The following is a 21338-nucleotide window of genomic DNA, read 5'->3' as shown; positions in this document are numbered from 1 at the left end:
TTTGCTATTTATAGTTTGTTGGGAATTCTATTCGGATTTCGTATTCCCGGTTTCGGATTTAATTTTATCTGTCATTGGCAGCACGAACCATCTATTGTTTATCGTTTGATCATAGCGAAGATAGGTGCTGCCTTGCCGGTAGGCAAGCTGCGTCAGCATGACAAGCAATAGTATGTGGCTGAACTGTAGTACAAGATCCGAATTCCATTTCTACAGTTTGTCTTTGGCAGGCATTACCCATCCGCACTTTATTTGTTTCTTGTTATTTGTCTTTTGGTATTCTTTATATTCGATCTGTATTCCCTCCGAATTTGGTCTCACACGTATGGGAACTCGGCTTGAATTTCATATCCGCCACGGCGGACAGGTTTGAATTTTATTTGGTTCTTGTGATTTGGTTCTTCTCATTTACATCCTTCCCTCAACACCTTATACCTCATACCTGATACCTCATATCCTCACCCCCTTCTTTCTTCCTGTAATTGCTTCATATATCTTTGCTTTGCTTCCACATCTTCTTTTGCCGATTCTCCCCAATAAATCAGCCCCATTGCCTTTCTTGTTCTGCTGGCAGTTGTATTGGCGCCTGCCCTGTGAATGGTAAGGGAATGATGCACCAGCAGGTCGCCCGGATTTGCAGGGAAAGCAATTTCTTTTTTTATATCTTCTTCGGTTCCAAAATCAACAATGCCCTGCGAAAAGCCAAGCGTTGTGGTACGACCGTGTGTGCGCATTCCTTTTTTATGTGACCCCTTTATATATTTCACACACCCGTTTTCTTCATCCACCTTTTCCAGCGCCAGCCACATGGTAACCGCCTGTTGCGGGTCCAGCATAAAATAATATCCATCCTGGTGGGGCGGTGTAGGTTTGCCTATTCGGGGAGGTTTATTAAAATATTCAACTGTTTTGCAGATCACATCTTCTCCAAGCAACGCTTTTGCCAGTTGCTCATACTTACTTCCCACAGCAAGTGTTTTAAAATATGCATCATATTTTTCCATGTCCTGCATTTGTTTAAGCGTGGAAGAATCGTTTTGATCTTCATAAAAAACATGATTCCGCGCCATAGCTGGCACTGTATCCCTGATAAAATTTTCTATCCTGCTGTTGAGCGCATCAATCTCTACTTCTGGTAAAAAACCAGGGATAAAAACATAACCGTTCTCATTGAAAGATTTTTTGAGTGATGCGGCATTTGCTGGTTCCATGATGTTTGTATTTGAAAGCAGTTTTATTTGATCTGTAAAATAGTACCTGCAATATGGCGGGTTTCATTATCCTTATTGAAATAATAAACTACCAGTACACGATCTTTATCCAATTGTACTGGCCATGTATACCCGATATCGCCATTGCCACCATCATCGCGAAGCACTATTTCGGGCGCCGTTGTAAAATCTGTACACTCGGCATTAAGAATACGTGCACGGATTCCAAAGGGCTTATGGCGATAACCATAAGTGATCAGTACCCGGTTATCCGGCAAACGCAGTGCATTCATAGGGTGACCCTGGAAACCCATAGATTGCCATTTAAAGGTTTTCCCTCCATCTGTTGAGCGGGCAATCACTGCCTGGTCGCCGTAATTAGCGGTTCTTAAAAATCCAACAATATCTCCTTCAGGCGTTTCAATTACAGATGCTTCATTAAAAGATATTTTAGCATCAACTGCTACAGGAGCGATATACGCCCATGTATGGCCTTTATCTTTTGAAACAATTAAATGGTTGGATGTTTTATTTATGCTGTCGTGAGCCGCTACAATCCATAAAACCCGGCCATCTTTGGCTTCATACAATGCGCCTCTGTTATAAGCAGGTACAGGTGTACCATAGGGTGTATAATTTCTTTCTGGTTTTATATGTATAGGATACTCAGCATCCTGCCATGTTTTAGCGCCATCGGTTGAGCGTACCAGGTAGCCGCCCAGAAAAACAGCGCCGCTGGTTTCAAAATAAGGTTGCTTTAAATTGGGTATTCCGTCCGGACGCACAAAAGCCCACCCATAGCTTGCACAAAGCAGGGTTCCATCGCGCAACTGCAGTAAACAGGGATCCTGTGAACCACCGTAGGGATGCGCATAAATCAATTCGGGCCCTTTGGTCCATGTTTCACCATTCTTTGAACGCAGTATTACGAGATAGCTGTTCGGGTCTGTATGATTCGTTCCTTTTTCGCCAAATATTTTACGGTCGGGTGCACGCCGGAATGCAACAAGCAATTCGCCGTTAGTTTTTTTTACAACTGACGGAAACGAAGAATAGAATGCGGTATCGCTGTAAATTAAAATATCTTTTATTTTACGAACACCTTTTACATTTGACGACACCTGGGATATGCCACTATATGCAGACACTGATAATATCAGGATCATCCCCAGTGCTAAGATCATAAAAGAAGAGCTGACTTTTTCCCGGTTAAATGATTGGGTGCATTCCAAATTGTCGCCGGCTGGTGGGGACACCAGCCAGGGCGGCCCGCCGCGGGTGGTGTCTTCACCGCCCACATGAAGCAAAGCAATGCAACGATTTGAAATACACCCAAATGATTTGTATTTGTTCATCATTTTTAAATGATTTAACCTGATATAAATAAGACCAAAAACCATTTCTGTTAAATAGCCTCCCCGGATTACTGAAATTACCACTTCCTCTATTTATTCTTTAATTGAATTTAAGCGCATACAGGTCGGCATCTTTAAGATATATTTTCAGCCTGATTATTTTCCCGGACAACGCAGATACATCTTCTTTCCCATTCCATGATACTATTCTTTTAATTTCATTTCCAATAATTTCCTGCGAATCGTTCAATGTATAACCCGGGAGAGGTTTGTTTTTTTCGTCCAGTATTTCTATGCGAACGGACCCTGCAGCGGATGTTGAATAATTAATTTCCAGTTCCTTTCCTTTAAATTTGAAAGGTTTTGTTATCACTTCACCTCCTTTCAAACCGGCGTTTAACGATGCAAAACCGTCTAAGCGCAATGAATACCTTTTAATGTGCGCGGTTGGCTGTGCATAGCTTTCATTTACATATACCGATATTTCTGCTGGACTGGTTTGCACTACATTCAGTACGGGATAATTAGACCGTGAAACCCAGTTTTCTAAACCTATACCCGGCCGAATGAATGATTCCATAAAAGTTCTGTCATAATTATTTCCGCCGCGGGTGGCCATTAAAATAGCATCAGAACAATCTTTAAAATAATTAGGATTTACATTCAACGCTTTCGCCTGCTCGTCCGTCAGCACTTGTCTTTTAGGCATAAACCTGGCGCCTATGGCAAGGTAAATATGCGGGGCACGGAAATAAGGGCTGGTTTGATTGGTGTACAAATGATCCAACGGTGTATCACCAAAAGTCATTTTAACAGGTGCCGACCAGTTGATAAAATCTTTGGAAGTGGTTCTGCTTACAGACCTGTATCCTTTGTATTGTGTAAAACCTCCATCGCTCCATGTTCTGAAATAGCAAACATATTGTTGCTCGCTTTCAGACCAAAAAGCTACATTCTGAGAATCGAAAACACCTGTTTTATAAACAGCAGAATCCTGAACTTTCTTCCAGTGAATTCCATCGGGAGATACAAAAGCGAACAAGCCGGTTTTGTCTACCCCGCCTAATGCCTTATATCGTTCGGATGCTTTTGCTTTGGGATTTGTATCAAGGAAAGGCGTGAAATTATGTGTAGCCGGTGCCGCTTGAGCTAATACGACATTATTGTTCTTTGTACCATCAATTGTATAAATTCCAAGATTGGGTTTTACCCAATTAATACCATCAGCGGACTCTGCATAACAGGTCACTTCATTTTCGTTGCCATCAGCTTTCGCCTCCCTTACTCCCCTGTAATAGAGTTTGTATTGCGTACCATCTTTAATAATTGTACTATAACCACTGAAATTCCCTTCCCATGAATTGTCAAATTTTAAAACAGCAGCTTCGTTCCTGGGAGCATGAAGCTCCTGCGTAACATTATTCAGTTTATCAATCAGATACTGATCTACAAAAAGCTCCCTGTTACTTCCAATTTGTAATGGCTTGGAATCTTGCGCAGATAAATGGATATTGCCCAACACCAATAAACCGGGCAATACCAAACTTAAGTAACACACCACATTTCTGAAATAACTACTCACAAAATATTATTTAGCTTTCAATTCAAGAATAGTTCCGGCGATATAACGCAGTCCATTTTAATTATTAAAGTAATATGCCATCAACAAACGATCTTTATCTAATTGTACCGACCGGGTATACCCGATATCAGTAGTTCCGTCATCACCCCAACTATCGTCATCCTTTGTTTTTTTAGCAGAAGTACTACCATTGATTTTAACATTAGCTCATGATAATCCTTCTCCTGCATCCTCCGTTACTTTCCCAGTAGCTTTTATATTTGAATGTGCGATGGCAAGATTCGGCATACAAACAACAGCAGTGAAAATACCTTACCGGATGTACTACCGGTAATAAATGGATTTACATGTTTGAGAAATTTTTAAAAAAAAACAGATTGATCATTAAAATATTCTTCACTCATCACGCAAGCAGAATCGTTAATAATAATTTAATTTTCAAATTTAATTTTAATAAATATTAAATTCTGCTACTTTTATATACATACTTAATACTATTTTTCAAAAAAATGTTTTCTTAATTTTCTTTGCAACCTGCAAATAGGTAACGCCAAGCTGCGAAACACTATTTTGTTACCAATGACATTCATATGCAAGCGTAGCAATTATATACTTTAAGTATGCACAACAAACCACGTTTCAACTGCCACGCAATCTGAACGGAATCATCTCCGAACGAAACCACCATCAACGACCAGCTCAGGTTTGTGCTATTTTATCATATTTCATTTATCACCCATGCATTGATTGTAATGCGATCTGCTGTTTTGCATACATCCCAAAAAATAAAGCCATGCATTACAGTGTTCTTCACAACCAAATAGATCTACTTCTTCCAAAAGGTCCTTTCAGCTTCAGGAAAATGCGGGATTATAAGAATGAGTATAAATATCGTAGACTCCGTCTGTTACAAATGTTTTCAACATGCACTCTGAAATGTGGATATCATTTTTCGCTTAATGTTTTGATATACTTCATATTGTTTTCTTACCAATCCTGTTTATTTTTTTTATTAACTCTGCAAAATAATTCTAACCAATAGTCACGTTCCACTATTCATATTGAAATGATAAGCGAACAGTAGGCATCTCTATGTACGGCTTCTCCATTTAGCTGTAAACCCTGTATACGCTTAAGAATGTGTGCTACCCGAAGGAATATAACAATAAAGGTTAATGGATGAATACCCGGATATCTTGCAAACGAAGTCATTTAAAAGGTGACCCATTAGAGTTAAGCTCTACCACTCAATTGAGCAAATGTTAATTCATTTAAAAGTGTTTCACTATTCTGTAGCTTTTTTACATTTTGGATAAAAATATCCCATACCCTGTCAAGAAACCTTGTACCGGCACTTGAGCCAGATATGTGCGGTGTCATAATAACATTCGGCATTGCCCACAAAGGATGGTTAGCCGGCATAGGGTAATGATAATGGGTATCCAATGCAGCTCCTGCAATCCATCCTTTTTGTAACGCGTTTAGCAAAGGTTGTTCCTGAATTAAAAGACCACGTGCAGGGTTCAACAGAAAAGCTTGTGGAGGTAGCATTCTAAGTTCTGCTTCGCCTACAATCCCTTCCGTGCTGTTTGTATGGGGAATAGCCATGATAAGAAAATCCAGTCCTTCCAAAAACTCTTTTTTCTTATCCATCAAAAATATACGGTCTGGCAATTTTCCTTCTATATCACCTGTTCCTTCTACAGAATAGAAGTTTGTACGCTGCTTAATCTCACTTCTACACAAAACATGAACCTTCATACCTAAGGATTTCGCAAGTCGTGCAGTTTCGCGGCCAATTCCTCCATATCCCCAAATCCCCACTACAGCCCCCCTTAATTCACGCTGAAAACATGGTGAACGATCCCATATTTGTGAATCTTGATTATGCATCAAACTGCGCATGTTTCGCATTAAATTAATCATCATTGCAATGTTCCATTCTGCAATAGGTACATCGAAGACTCCAAGTGCATTGCATGCCCTTATTCCTCGCTCCTCAAAATTCTGACCTACAAGCTGAGTATAACCAGCCGAACTGATTTGAATCATTTTCAGCTTCAACATACATGCATGATTTACAGGTGGGGTAGTACAAAATAAAACTTCGCAGTTCATAATTTGCTCCACTGGTAATGAACGTAGCTCTTCTGCTGGTGTTTTAATTATTTGTGTTCTTATTCCAGGCAAGCTATTCAAAGAGTTTAATAGAGAATCATGAACTGGCATATCAATTAACACATTAATCATATTGTTCTTGTTAAGTAAGTAAAATTTTGCCGGGAACACTGTTAAATTCTCCCGTTCCAGGAATAAATGGGAAACGGCGTATTGTGTCCTCTGTCAAAGTAATTCCCAATCCGGGTTTTTGTGGTGGTAAGACAAAGCCATTTCTTATCTCAAGACTATCTCCTATTATTTCATCATGAAGTGGTCCATAAGCAGGAGCAATTTCAAGCATTGTGGTATTTGGGCAGGCGAAACCACAATGGACGTTCTGCATAAGCGAGGCGCCAGCACCCCAAGAATGAGTTGCGATATGCCGACCCCGTTTAGCGAGCATTGCCGCCACTTGCATAAACTGGTCCAGTCCGCTGGTGAATGACGCATCGGGCTGACCTATTTCAAAACTATCCTGTTCAATAAAAGATTGCCATTCACAAACTGCGGTGAGGCATTCTCCTCCGGCTATTGTAGTTGTTGTATTCTTGCACAATTCGCCGTAAAGATCTGGCCTCGTATAATGCAATGGTTCTTCCAGAAAAAACAGGTTAAAAGGCTCAAGAACTTTTGCGACAGCAGTTGCCGTTTCCAACCCCCAGGTAACATCAGGGCTATTACCCATATGTGCATCAATCATTAGCCACAAGTCAGCACCAAATTCCTTCCGAATAAACGCCGCTTTATTTGCTTCTATATCAGCTGCGGCAGCAGGTTCATCAGCTATTTCAAAACCTTTTTCTTTCGAAAAAGTACCCGCACCCACCTTAACTCCCTGAAAGCCCAGGGAACAATAAAATTCTACTTTTTTCGCAAGAGTTTCCAAAGGGTAATTGCTAGGCCCTCCAGTTGCATAACATGGAAGCCGCAAATGTTCAGTAAATCCATTTTTATCAGTATAATCCACCAAAAAGTTGTTCTTCCAAGCATCACGGAGAATTTTATGCACAGGCAATTTTAACGCTTTGCCCTTCAAATCCCATAACGCAGCTTCAATTCCTGCTAACACAATCGCACCAAGTCCAACACGACACCAAAAATTACCGCAATGGTACATCCTACGCCATAATTCCGGTATATCGTCAACGCCTTTTCCTATAAGTATTGGCTTAAAAAAATCTACGATTACAGGTACCCCTTCGGGGAAAAAATATCCTGCGTACGTTTCTCCAAGCCCAGTTAATCCGCTATCAGTTTCAATACATATAAACGCAGCACTACGAAACTTCCGTGATTCTGTGAGGTATGGATCCATCGTACAAGGACCAGTGAGCAATATAGTTTTGACGTCAGTAATTTTCATAGAAATAATGTTTAACTCAGTTAAAACAAAAATAATAACCTAAACTTTCACCTGTAGGCTTTATATTATTTCCGGGAAATATATAGCGCATATACCTTAGCGTTACTATTGTCAGGAAATGTTACCCGCACCGAAAACTTCTGATTGACTGGCAGATAATTTCCCCTTGGCCACGAAACTTTAAGTTGGGTACCACTAGTAGTAATCAGGGCAGCATTGGTTCCTGAATAGCCTTCTATGGGTTTATCATGGTTATCCAATAATTCAACCCTTAAAGGTGCTTCTGCCTTCAGTCCATCTACATTTATTACTAATTTTTCTTTTTTCTTAGCAGTAAAAGCCGCTGTAATAAAATGTGCATCTTCTTTTTCATGTTTACGGGAAAGATACCCAAAACCATCTCTTCGCAAGGTAGCAAGTCCAATATCCATTGATTTGATTAGTCCACTAGTATCCCAATGGGAATACCAAATCATTGTGTATTCCCCTTCATTCACAAAGGCATGTCCCTGAAGTAGAGCAACATTATCCCACTCACCCTCCTTACCCCGTTCAATAATTTTGAAATCAGAAACTGGTTCCCGAAAATGAATGCCATCATTGCTTACTATTAGGCCAAGATCAACATGTGTTCCGCGAAGGTGGGCCTCTCCAGTTCTGCGTTCAGGCGGTTCATTTCCATCGTCCCACATCCCATAAAGACCTATCAAAACATTATTTCGATTCCAAAGTCCCGCACCCATATGCACCTGTTGCCCTTTTACAGGAGGATTCGTAAGTTGGCCGGGGCGAATAAATGCATATGCTTTTGCCTTAGACCATGTGAGAAAATCTGGCGACCGGTACGCAATCATCACACGAGTGACATCTCTCTTCTCCGGTAGCCACGACCAGGGTGCAAATATTTGCCCCGTTGAGTAATAAAAATCACCAAAGCGATATATGCTGGTTACTTCGAAAGGCTCACCCTCTGCGTGAACAGCACGGTCTCCTACCACTTTCCAACTCAAACCATCCGCACTTATGGCAGAGATAGCACAGATAACCCGATTGGTTTTTGACCCTCCGTAAACATCTTTATAAGGTACATGAGCGATATAAACGCTTTTATATCGTTGCAAGGGATTAGGATCATTAGGTTCATATAGAACAGAAAGGAAATCATTTACACGTGTCCAAGATTCAGGCGTACCCTCAATCTGGCAAATATTATTACGCTTATTGCCATTGAAAGTGACCAAACCTAATTCAGGTTTGATCCAGTTTATTCCATCTATACTTTCTGCATAACACATTGGACGCCAGTAGCCAGGTGCCTGACCATTTAATATTTCATTTTCAAACATCCCCAGATACCACATACGAAATTTGTTACCGTCTTTAATAACGGTACCGTAAAGAATAGCGTGTCCTTCATCAGGTGCACCTTTTAAACCTGATTTCAAAACTGGGTTACCGGGATATTTGGTAGCTTCAACCAGGGTAACTTTCAGATTATGTTGCCACGGGATGCTATGATCATCAAAAGCAAATAAAGTTCTCTCACTAAAGTCATCTGAAGTCTCCTTTTCAGAATCATTATATTCCTGTTGAGCGATTGTTATAGATGGGGCCATCGTAAACCCAGCGGCAGTCAATGCTGAGTTTTGTAGAAACTTACGCCTTGAGCTTATTTTTTTTTGTTCCATAATTCAATCTGAATAAATATTTATAATTATTAACCACTTGTATATAACCCTTCGAAATATAATCTATTATGTATAAAGGCGTGACGATATGTAAAAATAGAACCGCATTAAACTGCAGGCACATAAAAGAGGGATAAACATCCACTATCTTACCTGAACTTTAGACATAAATTATTACCCTTAAAAAATTAAAACCCAGTGGAAAGCCACTAAATAATTATGCACCCCATTACCATTCCTGATTTTGTATTAAAGATGGATTCAATGCGAGTTCTACAACCGGCAGCGGCCACAAATAATCCCTGTTCGGATTAAAACTACGGGAATCTGCCTTCTGCAATAAGATATAATTGTCGGGTGTGAGCATTGGTGAAACTGCTGTACCAAATTCAGAAAAAAAATAGTTCCCCACTACTTCTTTGGGAAGTTCTGTTTCAGCAGTTTTCCAACGAATAAGGTCCCAGTACCTAAAGCCTTCCATAGCAAGCTCAACCCTTCTTTCCCTACGAATTTCCATTCTCATATCAAGCAAATTAGTAGTGATAAAATTATTATTTAAAGCTGGAAGGCCGGCTCTACTACGCAACAGGTTAATGCTTTCGTTCAAATCATCATCTGTAATACTTTCCGTTAATTCATATTTTGCTTCTGCAAATATTAATAATATTTCAGCATATCGTATTATGGGAAAATCCATAAATCCTCTCCGGCTTTCATGATCATTGTAGTTAAAAAATTTTCGGGACATAAAGCCTGTTCGCTGTCTACTAAGATCCGCAACATCAAAAACCGGCCTGCCTGGAACAAAAGGATCTCCACGCTTCATAATTGTATTGCCTAACCGAAGATCACGGTCATTAAACACTTCAACAGTGTTAGAAGGTGTATGATAAAGTGGTGATTTGTTAATGGGCAATCCATCTTCCATCAAATAGGAATCTATTAAGGCCCTGGTGGGATTTGCAGCTCCGTTTTCTATGTCATTGGCCGAATTATGGCTCAGCACATTATTTGTTATACTTACTCCGTATTGCTTGACCAAAATATTTTCCTTATTCTGCCTGCCATCTCCTTCGGGTTGAAAGAGATTAAAGTAACTTCCGAACAAGCTATGCTCTTTACTATCCATAACAGATTTTGCTGCTTCAATAGCTATTCTCAGATGTTCCGATGCATTACTGTACGCATGAAATTTAGAACGTGTCCCTTCAAACAACGCTACCCTAGCTTTAAGAGATAGTGCGGCTGTATTGGATATACGTCCATAATCATTGGTTCCCAATATTGTTGGCGTGGGTAGTTTTCCATTGGCGAAATCAAGGTCATCATAAATAGCCTGATATACCTGTTCTCTTGAAGCGGCAGCAGCAGTAAGTTCAGGAGCATTTTCCAGCAAAGGCTTCAAAATTAAAGGTACACCTCCATACTTTTGAACGAGCTGAAAGTATGCCCAAGCTCTAAAAAAACGGGCTTCTCCAATGTATATATTTATCCGGTCTTCAGAAACTCCGGATTGTAAAATTCGTGGGGCTTTCTCAATAATTACATTTGCAGCCCGGATTAATTTATAAGGTAAACTGTAATCTGTAGACGAAGACGGAGCAGATCGGGTACCATCGCTAATGTTATTCGCAACAGCCCCAAAAGCATCATCAGACCAAATATCACTAGCAACAGGCAGCGTGGGCAAAAAAGTATATAAATAATTGGTAGCGGACTTTAAATCGCTTTCACTTTTCCAGAAAGAAGGATCGCTCAATTCCGTTTCTGGAAGGCGGTCAACCTTACAACCTGCAAAAGTTAAAAAGATAATTAAAATTATATATTTTATAGGATTCATTTGATTAAAATTTATAGTGAATGAATTGAAAGCAGCTATAATGTAATATTCAGGCCCATTGAGATAGTAGCAAAAAAGGGATAGTCGCTTCCTGCCCCGTTGCCCCTGGTTTCTGGATTAAAGATTGATTTAAAAACTCCCATTTTTGAGAAAGTGAGTATATCCTGTCCACTAAAATATATTCTCGCATGGGAGATGTTAATTTTCCTGAGCAAAGTCTCTGAAAAGGCATAGCCCATCTGAATATTTTTCAATCGTAAATATTGCCCGTTCAATAGCCATTTATCAGCAGGTAAAAAATTATGCCGTCCCTGTAAATAAGGACGCGGAAATACTGCATTAGGATTCTCTTTTGTCCAATAATCCTGATGAATTGCCAATGGCTGAATCCATGCCTCCACCAAAGGTATTATGGCATTGCTTGAGGGAGAAATAGAACGCTTACCAATGCCTTGGAAAAAAAACGAAAAGTCAATGTTTTTCCAAGTCATACTTCCGGTAAATCCAAAAGCATAGCGTGGTTGATCTGATCCCATATACACCAGATCACCGTGGTCTTCGGAAGTGCCTTTTCCGCCGTTAATTTTTTTATCGCCATCAAGGTCAAGATATTTTATGTCTCCAGCATCAGTAAGATTATTTTGAAATGCCCAGTCTTTAGCTTCCTCAGTCGTACTAAAATAGCCATCGGTTTTATACCCCCAGAAGGAATTGAGCGGATATCCTTCTATTATCTGATTGTAACCAGGCAAAATAATACGCCTACCGGCATAAGAGATGAGTTTATTTTTAGTATCCGAGAGATTGAAGCCAAGAGAATATTCTATATTTTTTCCGATCTTATCAAAATATTTTAGGTCCACTTCCCAACCCCATGATTTGAGTTTACCATTATTAATGCGCGGGGTACCTACACCAAATGTACTAGGCAAAAGAAGCGGCGTAAACATATTACGGTTATATTTTACATAATAATCCGATGATATTTGAAGCTTATTTTGAAATAATCCGAAATCCACCCCTCCGTTTGTTGTTTCAACAGTTTCCCAAGTTAGACTGGAAGAGGGTGTTATGTCTTGATAAAAATAAGTAACTCTTGTTTCTGGTGAACCAAGTACGATGTTGGAGTTTGTAGAAAGCAAATCCAGATAAGCATAGTCTCCAACGCCGATAACACTGCCTAATCTACCCCACGAAATTCTTGGTTTAAATGTACTAATGAAGGGAAAGGCATTGCTAAACCAATTTTCGCGATGCATATTCCATCCCGCGGAAGCGGCTGGAAACGATTTAATTCGCTTACCGGGGGCCAAACGTGAACTTTCATCTGCTCTTACCGTAGCTTCAAATAAAAATCTATCATCATAACTATAATTAAAACGACCGAAGTAAGATTGATAAGCATAGGTGCTGATAGCTTCTGTTGAGTTTTTATTCGCCACATTAGCTAGGTTCAGAGAAGGTAAATCATTACTAACTAAACTACTTGCTGTTGAAGACAGCAGGGAATTACGACTATCCTCCCATTGATAACCTGCCAGAATATGAAATTTATTTTTGTTACCTATGTTAAAATCGTAATCTGCCAGAAACTGTAAATTATTATTAATAACAGTTCCTTTACTTAAAAGAAATGAATTAGGATTATTCAGATAATCAATTACAGTTGAACGCCCCCATAATTCAACTGTACGCCTAAACCTATTTCTGTTTTCCGTTCTATACTGCGCTCCATAAACAGCTCTCAATTGTAACCCCTTAACAAAATTTGCTGCTTTTAGAGTGAAGATGCCATCAAAGTAGTTTCTGTCCGTATTATCATATCCCCCTGCCAACAAACGGGCGTAGGTATAGTTGCCCGTGCCGTACCCATTCAGTCTGCCTTCTGGTGTAAAGATGGGATATTGCTGACGGAAATGATAAGTTTGAAAAAAAAGGTTTTGTCCATCTGCATCTGTAGATGCTCCTTGTTGCTTTTGTAACGAATAAGATAATCTTGAATCAAGCGAAATATGTTTCGTAAGCTGAGCACCAAGGTTTAAACGCGCATTATAGCGTTTTAGTCCATCAGGACCAACTTTAAAGACACCTTTCTTATCATACAAACCCAATGAAGCTGAATAGCTTAGCTTATCTGTTCCTCCACTCGCAGATAAGTTATGGGTATTCATAAAACTATACTTACGCAATGTCTCCTTAACATGGTCTTTTTGATTATAATATATATAATATATCGGTAGCGTTGGATGGATAATATGATCAACATTATTCCGAATATTTTCCAGATCAAATTCACTATATTCAGGAGCTACACCTGCATTTGCCCTTGCAAGGTTACTATACTCAGCTTCCTGCAACAGCGTTAGTCTTTTTGGTATATTCAATGCCCAGTCTGCTCCAAATAAATTTGAATATTCAAATTTTGTTTTACCTGATTTACCTGATTTTGTCGTGACAAGAATTACTCCCCCTGCTGCTTGTGCACCATAAATTGCAGCCGCCGAGGCGTCCTTTAAGACAGAGATGCTGGCAATATCATTTGGATTGATAGTTTGCAAGGTAAATATCGGAGTAGTTATTCCATCTACCACTAAAAGAGGCGGCACACCTCCATTCGCAGATGTCGCTCCCCTAACCTGTATCTCAATGTTCTCACTTCCCGGTTTTCCGCCGGTTCGTGTTACAAGAAATCCAGGCATTGTTCCCTGTAACGCATTGGCCAGATTACTAACTGGCCGGTTCTGAATATCCTTCGAACTAACTGATGAAACTGCACCTGTCAGGTTTTCTTTTTTCTGGATACCGTAACCAACAACAAGCACTTCATCTAAACGAGCATTATCCGATACTAATACTATATTAATTTCACCGGATTTCCCGGCAATGTCAATTTTCATACTTGTAAAGCCAATAAAGCTAAATATTAAATGCCCTTTCGCGTTAGCAAGATTAAGTGAATATTTTCCTGCGGCATCTGTTGTGGTTCCAATTGAAGTTCCATTTAAAGCAACACTTACGCCTTGTAACGGTCGCTCTTCTGAATCTGTAACTATACCCCTGATAGTTGTTTGCGCAAATGCACCCACACTATAAAGCTGAAACAAAATCAGCAGATGCAGTAATCTTTTTGGAACCGGTATTTTCGCTGCTTTATACCGAAAACATAATATACACTCCTGTGCAGAAAAATTATACATCATAAATGTAGTTTTTGGTTTGATTCTTTAAATGTTTATTGTGAGTTACTTCCCCGAGATTGTCCATTTTTATGATGCTCAGCTTTTATTACTGATTACGAAAAAACTGAATACCCGTGAAAGAATTTTCAAATTTAATATAGGCACACCTGCATCTCTTCTACTTTTATTTACATTATTAGTACTATTTTTCAATAATATCATAATCGTTGCTTAACTCTACTCAGTCCGGCTCTGACATAAAATAAGTTCTTTGTCAACCGCTTGTCTGGCAGATGTTTCGTCAGAATATAATTCAGTAATTCCTCAAGGCTTCGTTTTACAAAACTTTGAACTGATTTTAATGTATGAATGACTTCCTGTGTAGCGATTGCTTCGTTTGTATAGGAGGGAACTTCTTTTTAAACAACAATTCTATCTCTGCTTCATACTGCAATATTTGTTTCTTATAAAAAGAAAAAGCGGTTACGTAATCGTGATACTTGTTATTTATTTTCGGCGTTTCAAATACTTTCCATCTCTTAATAATCTTACCCATTGATCATATCCATTTTTATTCAAATGAACTCCATCCCAGGTATACTCTTTCTTTAATTTACCTGATTCATCAGCAAATAATTCATATAAATCTATTACTTCAATTCGATTGCTATCAAAAGAAATTTGCTTTAAAGCGTCATTAATTTTCCGAATATTCTCATCTTTGGTATAAATGGAATATCCCTTATTAAGGATATCATTTGTAGGAAGGATAGTTTGAAAATAAATTTTTGTAGAGGGGCTTCCAGTCTGAATCCTATGTATTATTCTTTTGTAATTCAACAATATAATACTATCAGGGATATTGGCTGCCAGATCATTAATACCAATTAAAATAAAGACCTTTTGAGGTTTTCCATCAATTACCTCATCAAGTCGCTCAAGAACCCCAAAAGTTATATCTCCAGGTATTCCCCTGTTTTTTATCCGAGATAATCCTGTTAACTGATTCCATTCTCCCCAAAACGTAATACTATTTCCTAAGAAAACAATATCTTTCTTTGAATGAGGCAAAGATCTAAACAGTTCAACCCTTGATTTAAAAATGTCTGGCCGGGATGTACTATCCCATTTGGGAGCTGTTAATAAGGTTGTATATCTACTATGAATCCATTCCACAGCCCGATTTATTGCACCTCGGGGAGTGGTGTGTCCTCCGGGTTCAAACATAACATTCAGCTCTATTTCACCTCTACCCTTGATATGCTCAGTTGACAATTTACTTATCTCCCTTGCTAATCGAACAGCCTGATCTGTTCCCACTCTTTGATCCTGATTACCAATTGCAATCCAAACATTTTTTTTTGACAACTCAACTATACGATTAGCCAAAGAATATGAGTCTGGGGAAACATCTTTTTTAAAGTCACTAAATTCGTGTAATACAAACAAATCTGTCACTGGTGCAAATACAGCTACCGACTTCACCCGCTCTTCAAATGCTGCAAACTGAAGCGCTAGGTATCCTCCTCTTGATGTTCCACAAACAGCAACTCTTTTTGGGTCGGCATATCCCCTTTGAATCAAAAATTCCAGTATCTCCCTCATCCTCAAATTATTATCCGAAACAAAATCTTCCCTACGCTGAACAGCATTAGCCCATCCCTTTAACTCTTTGGGAAATCCTTCACTCTGAAATCTACCGTGATAGGGTAAGTCAAGAGATACACATAACCATCCATATTGTTTCGCCAGCCTTGTTCCACACTGCCGAAAATACTCACTGCCTAAAGTTTCATCTATTGTGTTAGCTAATATAAATAGGATAGGTACCTGAGAGGAACCTCCATTTCCCCCCCACAACCCAAACTCCAGCCCACTTTCAGTTTTAAGATGACGAACCTGCCCATTAAATTCGTTTTGTACCTGTGCAAGAAGAGAACAATGATGGACAAAAAGAATACCTATCAATATTATCCATTTTATCGAACTGCTAAAATTTTTAATTAAAAAATGCAAAATCATTGTTTACTTTATTAAATTAATTGTGTTCAAACAATACTTTTAACAGAGACCGTTAGAAGAGTTTAAGAAATTCTTCCTTACGAAAAACTACCAATCAGTTCCTTCAATTGACCCCTTATCATTCCTTCGGACTCGAGCTTCACATGACTACTCCTACACCTCCATGTTTCATAACCGCCCTTTTCTATTTCATGCGCAGGGGGAACATAACCAATATATCCATTGGCCATGGTGATGATAAGGTATTTACCGGTGTTGATCTTATTTTTTAAAGCCAAACCAGTTTCTGCAAAGAATTCTCCTCCCAGTTCGCCAATAGTGATATCGCCGATCTTTAATGCCTGCACAGGAAATTCAATTGCAAACGCTGTTAGAAAAATAATATCATCTAAAAGAAGCCATACTGTTCAACTGCACCATACTTAAGCGCCAGCTCAATACGCTGTACTACAACGTTGGTACCGGTGGTGGAAAAGTTAATTTTATTTTCTCCCTGCACCAAATGTGCTGCAGGTACTATATAAGCAGATACTTTCTGAGTATCCTTTATGTTCTGCAACTTATCAAATAGTTGCGGATATGCAGGATTTTGATGTTGCAAAAAATACCCATTGATTGAAACTGATAAAGTGTCCCGCGTATTGGTTCGTACAAATAAAACAATTTCTTCGGGTTGGTCTTCCTGAACATCGTCCCCTACATATATAGTAGCCCCGGCATTCTCTGTCACCTTTAGTGGTAATGGACTATTGGGTTGTAACCCATAAGAACTGGCGCCATCTGACAAGCTATATATCTTGTTTCTTTTTTTCAATGTTTCCAGTGAACCTATCTCCTGCAACAATTCAGGCGCGATGGTGCGGCATACTTCTGTACCTTCTAATGGATGAAGTTGCCCACCTGCATTATTGTATTCTGTAAAAAAGTAATTAAATAAATTGATGCCATCCGCGCCTTGTGCCAAAGCATGTGAAGCCATCCCTCTGTACATACCGTGAGAATATACTTCCCGGGGCAAATATCCACCATCATCTATAGTGGCATACACGGGAGTATCATATCCCAGGTCTTTTTTAAATTGCGCCACCGGCATAGCAGGCTCACCTAACCAGTGAATACCCAGCGTAACAAAATCAAGCAACCCCTGTTTTACCCATTCTTTCACATCCAAGCCTTTGTCTATACAGGTTTCAATCATTGGCGGTACTCTTGCCGTCAGCAATATTTTCTTTTTGCGTACATGGGATAAAGAATCTACTATATTCCTTATATCCTTCACTAACCCGGTCATTAACGGCGCATTCTTTACTCCTTCGCCACGTTTAAAGTACACAATGAAGCGCATAAAATCCAGTTCATAACCATCCAGCATATCATACTTTTCTAACTGCTCCTTAATGATGCCTAATTTATGATCGCGTACTTCCTTGTGTGCAAAATCGAGCGCATTATTGCTGTGCCAGCCTGTCAGCGTGGTATCGTTTGTCCACCATTCCGGATGCGCTATCCAAAAATCTGAATATTGAATAGAACATTGTGTAGTGGTATCTGCAAAATGCAGGTCGTTCATCCTGTAAGTAATAAACGCTTCCAGTTTTTTTTCTTTAGCTCTTTTCAATGTAGCTTCTACTATATCTGTTCCTTCTTTATCCAGCACCATTGCGTTATGATAAAAACGGCGAAGCGTATTATATAACGCTGTATTTTTTCCACAGTTCAGTTGCCCGTTTTTATCATCACCTATTATACTGCCATACTTTGAACGATAGTAAAAAAAGTCGCTACCGGAACAGATCATAAATGTGGTAACCTGCGAATTCGCAACCATGTCTACATAGCGGTTAAGATCCCCGAGCGTCAATGGTCTTTTGTTAAACCAGTTGTTACCCAGAATCTCTGTGCCATCGTTGTTATAAATCAAACGATGCCTGACGGCTACCGGATCAGCAGAATCGTTGCAACCCTGCAAAGCAACCAACCAACAAAATGTGAGGTTATATAGCAGCTTCATCATCCCTTAATTATTAGTTTCCGCAATTTATTTTAAACCTTAATACAGAACAAAGGCAGACCCGAGGATTGCAAGATGGTAAGACAGCAAGGTTGTAAGATGAAAATTCTTATTCCCTTACAGTTTACTCTCTTACGGTCTTATGGTCTTACGGTCCTACAATCTTACGATCTTACTCTCTTACATTTTCGCCATTTCATACAATGCATTTCTTACAATGCTTTCCCCCTCCTCTTTCACATGACTGCTCCTGCACCTCCATGTTTCATAACCGCCTTTTTCTATTTCATGGGCGGGTGGTATATAACCGATGTATCCATTGGCCATGGTGATCGTAAAATATTTTCCGGTGTTGATCTTATTTTTTAAAGCCAGGCCGGTTTCCGCAAAAAATTCTCCTCCCAGCGCGCCGATAGTAATATCCCCGATCTTTAATGCCTGTACAGGAAATTCAATCGTATCGGGATATTCATTCAGCAGCACCTGTTCCCGTGCATATATTTTAACCATCGCTTCCTGGTCGGGAGTAATGAGCCGGTAGTCTGTTTGAGATACGATTTCTTTTGCAGCTTCCACTTCTGCAACGGATGGCTTGCGAACGCCTAATGTTACATCCTTAAAAGCTGCAGACAATAAAGGATTGGCCTGCCATTGTATATTTTTTATTGTTTCACTCAATTTCGCCGCAAGGTCTTTCCCTATCACTTCCTTCTTCTGATGGTCTCCTTTTGGGTAGCGATCCGGTTGCAAAAAATCCCAGATATTGGCTTCCCCGCTGGTTCCGTTGCTCAACATGGCCACAAAATCTTTTCCTGCTTTTAAATTGGCCGAAATATGCCTGGAGAATACGCCGAAATAATCCGCTGTGATGGTTCCGTTGGCGCAATCGCCCACATAATGCATGGAATAATTGGCTAGCACACTGATCCATTCTCCCGCTGCAGACGTTACTGCAATGCAGCTTAATTCCGGATCCGGCTCTGAAGCTCTCTTTTCAATAAAATCCTCGCCGCCTGCCGGGTTTGTTTTAATTATATCATAACCACCCGTTACAGGATTTAACGCTTTATAACCCTGCTTCATATAATAGCGCCTGCATACTACATGCTCCGGAACATTGATTGAAGCATGTCCGATCTTTGCGGGTTGCAATACCGCCAAAGCGTTTTTTACTGATTGAACAATTTTAGCGCTTAGGCTTTTCCGGTATGCTAAATCGCAAGGCCCGCCTAATAAATCCACTATGGATCCGGCATAATGGGTATGCGTAGCCGCTATTAAAATATTTTCTGCTTTTATGCCTGCCTGTTCATGTATCTCTTTTTTTACTTCGCCGATAAATTCTTTTTCCATCGCGCAGATATCTACTATCACTATAGCAATAGTAGTTATGCCATCGCGTAAGACCAATGCTTTTGAATACAAAGGATCGTGAATAGTATGCGCATAAAAAGCCACAAACTCACCGTTGATGATGGTTCCCAACGGTGGCGTAATATCTGTTTGGGCGGCGCCGGCAAAAAAAGAATTCATACGAAATTAGTTTTATAAATCTAAAGCCTCACCCTCCTTCTCCCTCTCCTTGCAAAGTAGAGGAAGCGGTACTGCAGAACAATGCTAAACTATTGGTTCTACCACATCTGCGATTGAATTAACCCCGGCTAAGCATTTCATCAATTTTCAAATCCATTTTCCAATTCTCAAATTTTCAAATTAGCTCATTTTCAAATTCATTCTCACATTCCCACATCTCCACATTAATTCCACGCCTTCCGCAAAAATCTGATCCAGTTTTTATGAAATATATTGTCAATGTCTTCAGTTGTATACCCACGGGCATAAAGGATAGCTTCATACTTTTGAAGATCAGCGATGGAGTTCATATCCCAGGGCGACTGTTCTGTTCCGAAATTTCCATCTAAATCGGTACCAAAAGCCACATGCAAACTATTGCCCGCTATCTGGCAGATATGATCCCAGTGATTTACTAAATTTTCAAGGCGGATGTTCAGTTGCCAGGGGTCGGATACCGTATCAATAAAGCGGCTGTCCATTGCCCAGCAATCCAGCATACCGCCGATTACTGCATCTCTTTCTATTAAACGTTTTACCTGGTCGTCGCTCAACTGCCGCTGGGTTGGCGCTATCGCTCTCACGTTGTGATGACTTGCCCACACCGGTCCCTGGTATATTTCCATTACCTGGTCAAAGCCTTCATCCGTTAAATGGGTTACATCAAGGATAAGGTTCAACCTGCTCATTTCTTTTAAAAGTTCAACACCCAAATGGTTTAGCGGGCCGGTCATTTTTGTTCCGGGCGCATATCTTCCCGGGCCAAAATGCGATACCCCTACAGCTCTCAATCCATAATCATACGCTTTGTGCAGGTAAGAAACATCCACTAAAGAATCCGCGCCTTCCAAACTCAGTATATATCCAATGGCTTTTTTTTCATCGGCTATACTTGCATCGTTCCATAATGATAAATGATTTTCGAGCTGCTGCAAATTGGTAACCTGTACCATTTCCCCCAAAGCTTCCATCTCCCTGTACCAGGCAAGCTGCGCCTGCGTCATAGCCCATGCCTGTTGCGGCGAATTCCAGCTTGATCCCGGCAATGAGCTTCCAAAAGCCGTTACCCGCGATAACTGGGTAGCTACTACCAGTCCAATGCTTCCCTTTCTCAATTCAGGCAGGCATACTGTTCCCCTGCCCCTGTCATTTTTATCTTTCAAATTCATCTCTCTTAACCTTATCTCTTCTAACGGACGCGTGAGATCACGGTTCCATTCTATCGCGTTCATTGCAAGATCAAGATGCGCATCAATAATAAATCGTTCCTTCATATCATTAAGCGGATAATTATTGTTTCGTTTACCATAAAATAACGTATTTATTGCCACGAATTCCAGCGGACTGCAAGCGGG

The 21338-nt window shown here is 39.9% G+C and carries 13 protein-coding genes; all 13 read right to left on the bottom strand.

Annotation, left to right across the window (positions count from 1 at the left end):
* Nucleotides 1–458: 458 nt before the first annotated feature.
* The 13 genes from VL121_RS05560 to VL121_RS05500 all read right to left on the bottom strand — a co-directional run bounded on the left by VL121_RS05560 (nucleotide 459) and on the right by VL121_RS05500 (nucleotide 21257).
* A complete protein-coding gene (locus tag VL121_RS05560) occupies nucleotides 459–1211 on the bottom strand; it encodes a phytanoyl-CoA dioxygenase family protein (RefSeq protein ID WP_325403015.1) in 753 nt (250 codons plus the stop codon).
* A 23-nt stretch (nucleotides 1212–1234) separates the two neighbouring features.
* Nucleotides 1235–2569 carry a sialidase family protein gene (locus tag VL121_RS05555; RefSeq protein WP_325403013.1) on the bottom strand — a complete coding sequence of 445 codons (1335 nt, stop codon included), beginning with the start codon at nucleotides 2567–2569 and terminating at the stop codon, nucleotides 1235–1237.
* A 97-nt stretch (nucleotides 2570–2666) separates the two neighbouring features.
* The gene (locus VL121_RS05550) at nucleotides 2667–4148 is read right to left on the bottom strand and encodes a glycoside hydrolase family protein (RefSeq protein WP_325403011.1); all 1482 of its coding nucleotides are present in this window, start codon (nucleotides 4146–4148) and stop codon (nucleotides 2667–2669) included.
* 1233 nt (nucleotides 4149–5381) lie between these two features.
* Nucleotides 5382–6398 (bottom strand): D-2-hydroxyacid dehydrogenase, encoded by a 1017-nt coding sequence (locus VL121_RS05545; protein ID WP_325403009.1) that lies wholly within the window; start codon nucleotides 6396–6398, stop codon nucleotides 5382–5384.
* Between the two features lie 10 nt (nucleotides 6399–6408).
* Complete coding sequence (locus VL121_RS05540) at nucleotides 6409–7671, bottom strand: mandelate racemase/muconate lactonizing enzyme family protein (protein WP_325403007.1); 1263 nt, start codon at nucleotides 7669–7671, stop codon at nucleotides 6409–6411.
* Nucleotides 7672–7736: 65 nt separating this feature from the next.
* Nucleotides 7737–9359 (bottom strand): hypothetical protein, encoded by a 1623-nt coding sequence (locus tag VL121_RS05535; protein WP_325403005.1) that lies wholly within the window; start codon nucleotides 9357–9359, stop codon nucleotides 7737–7739.
* Nucleotides 9360–9588: 229 nt separating this feature from the next.
* Nucleotides 9589–11199, bottom strand: coding sequence for a RagB/SusD family nutrient uptake outer membrane protein (locus tag VL121_RS05530; protein ID WP_325403003.1), 1611 nt, complete (start codon nucleotides 11197–11199; stop codon nucleotides 9589–9591).
* Nucleotides 11200–11234: 35 nt separating this feature from the next.
* Nucleotides 11235–14399: a SusC/RagA family TonB-linked outer membrane protein gene (locus VL121_RS05525; protein ID WP_325403001.1), complete on the bottom strand. Its 3165-nt coding sequence runs from the start codon at nucleotides 14397–14399 to the stop codon at nucleotides 11235–11237.
* Between the two features lie 486 nt (nucleotides 14400–14885).
* Nucleotides 14886–16346, bottom strand: coding sequence for a GDSL-type esterase/lipase family protein (locus tag VL121_RS05520; protein WP_325402999.1), 1461 nt, complete (start codon nucleotides 16344–16346; stop codon nucleotides 14886–14888).
* 131 nt (nucleotides 16347–16477) lie between these two features.
* Nucleotides 16478–16747, bottom strand: a complete 270-nt coding sequence (locus tag VL121_RS05515) for a hypothetical protein (RefSeq protein ID WP_325402997.1) — start codon at nucleotides 16745–16747, stop codon at nucleotides 16478–16480.
* 41 nt (nucleotides 16748–16788) lie between these two features.
* On the bottom strand, nucleotides 16789–18414 hold the full coding sequence (locus tag VL121_RS05510) for a glycoside hydrolase family protein (RefSeq protein ID WP_325402995.1): 1626 nt from the start codon (nucleotides 18412–18414) through the stop codon (nucleotides 16789–16791).
* A gap of 177 nt (nucleotides 18415–18591) precedes the next feature.
* On the bottom strand, nucleotides 18592–19944 hold the full coding sequence (locus VL121_RS05505) for a hypothetical protein (RefSeq protein ID WP_325402993.1): 1353 nt from the start codon (nucleotides 19942–19944) through the stop codon (nucleotides 18592–18594).
* 224 nt (nucleotides 19945–20168) lie between these two features.
* Nucleotides 20169–21257, bottom strand: a complete 1089-nt coding sequence (locus VL121_RS05500; protein WP_325402991.1) for a dipeptidase — start codon at nucleotides 21255–21257, stop codon at nucleotides 20169–20171.
* Nucleotides 21258–21338 lie beyond the last annotated feature (81 nt).

This window comes from Agriterribacter sp., from assembly GCF_035497235.1.
Lineage (GTDB): Bacteria > Bacteroidota > Bacteroidia > Chitinophagales > Chitinophagaceae > Agriterribacter.
Note: the sequence above shows the minus strand (reverse complement) of the source record. Positions and strands in the feature narration are given on the sequence as shown.

Coding starts and splice junctions, on each gene's coding strand:
- VL121_RS05545 (WP_325403009.1), bottom strand. CDS start 6,398: ATGATTAATGTGTTAATTGATATGCCAGTTCATGATTCTCTATTAAAC.
- VL121_RS05555 (WP_325403013.1), bottom strand. CDS start 2,569: ATGATGAACAAATACAAATCATTTGGGTGTATTTCAAATCGTTGCATT.
- VL121_RS05560 (WP_325403015.1), bottom strand. CDS start 1,211: ATGGAACCAGCAAATGCCGCATCACTCAAAAAATCTTTCAATGAGAAC.
- VL121_RS05535 (WP_325403005.1), bottom strand. CDS start 9,359: ATGGAACAAAAAAAAATAAGCTCAAGGCGTAAGTTTCTACAAAACTCA.
- VL121_RS05525 (WP_325403001.1), bottom strand. CDS start 14,399: ATGATGTATAATTTTTCTGCACAGGAGTGTATATTATGTTTTCGGTAT.
- VL121_RS05500 (WP_325402991.1), bottom strand. CDS start 21,257: ATGAAGGAACGATTTATTATTGATGCGCATCTTGATCTTGCAATGAAC.
- VL121_RS05505 (WP_325402993.1), bottom strand. CDS start 19,944: ATGAATTCTTTTTTTGCCGGCGCCGCCCAAACAGATATTACGCCACCG.
- VL121_RS05530 (WP_325403003.1), bottom strand. CDS start 11,199: ATGAATCCTATAAAATATATAATTTTAATTATCTTTTTAACTTTTGCA.
- VL121_RS05510 (WP_325402995.1), bottom strand. CDS start 18,414: ATGATGAAGCTGCTATATAACCTCACATTTTGTTGGTTGGTTGCTTTG.
- VL121_RS05540 (WP_325403007.1), bottom strand. CDS start 7,671: ATGAAAATTACTGACGTCAAAACTATATTGCTCACTGGTCCTTGTACG.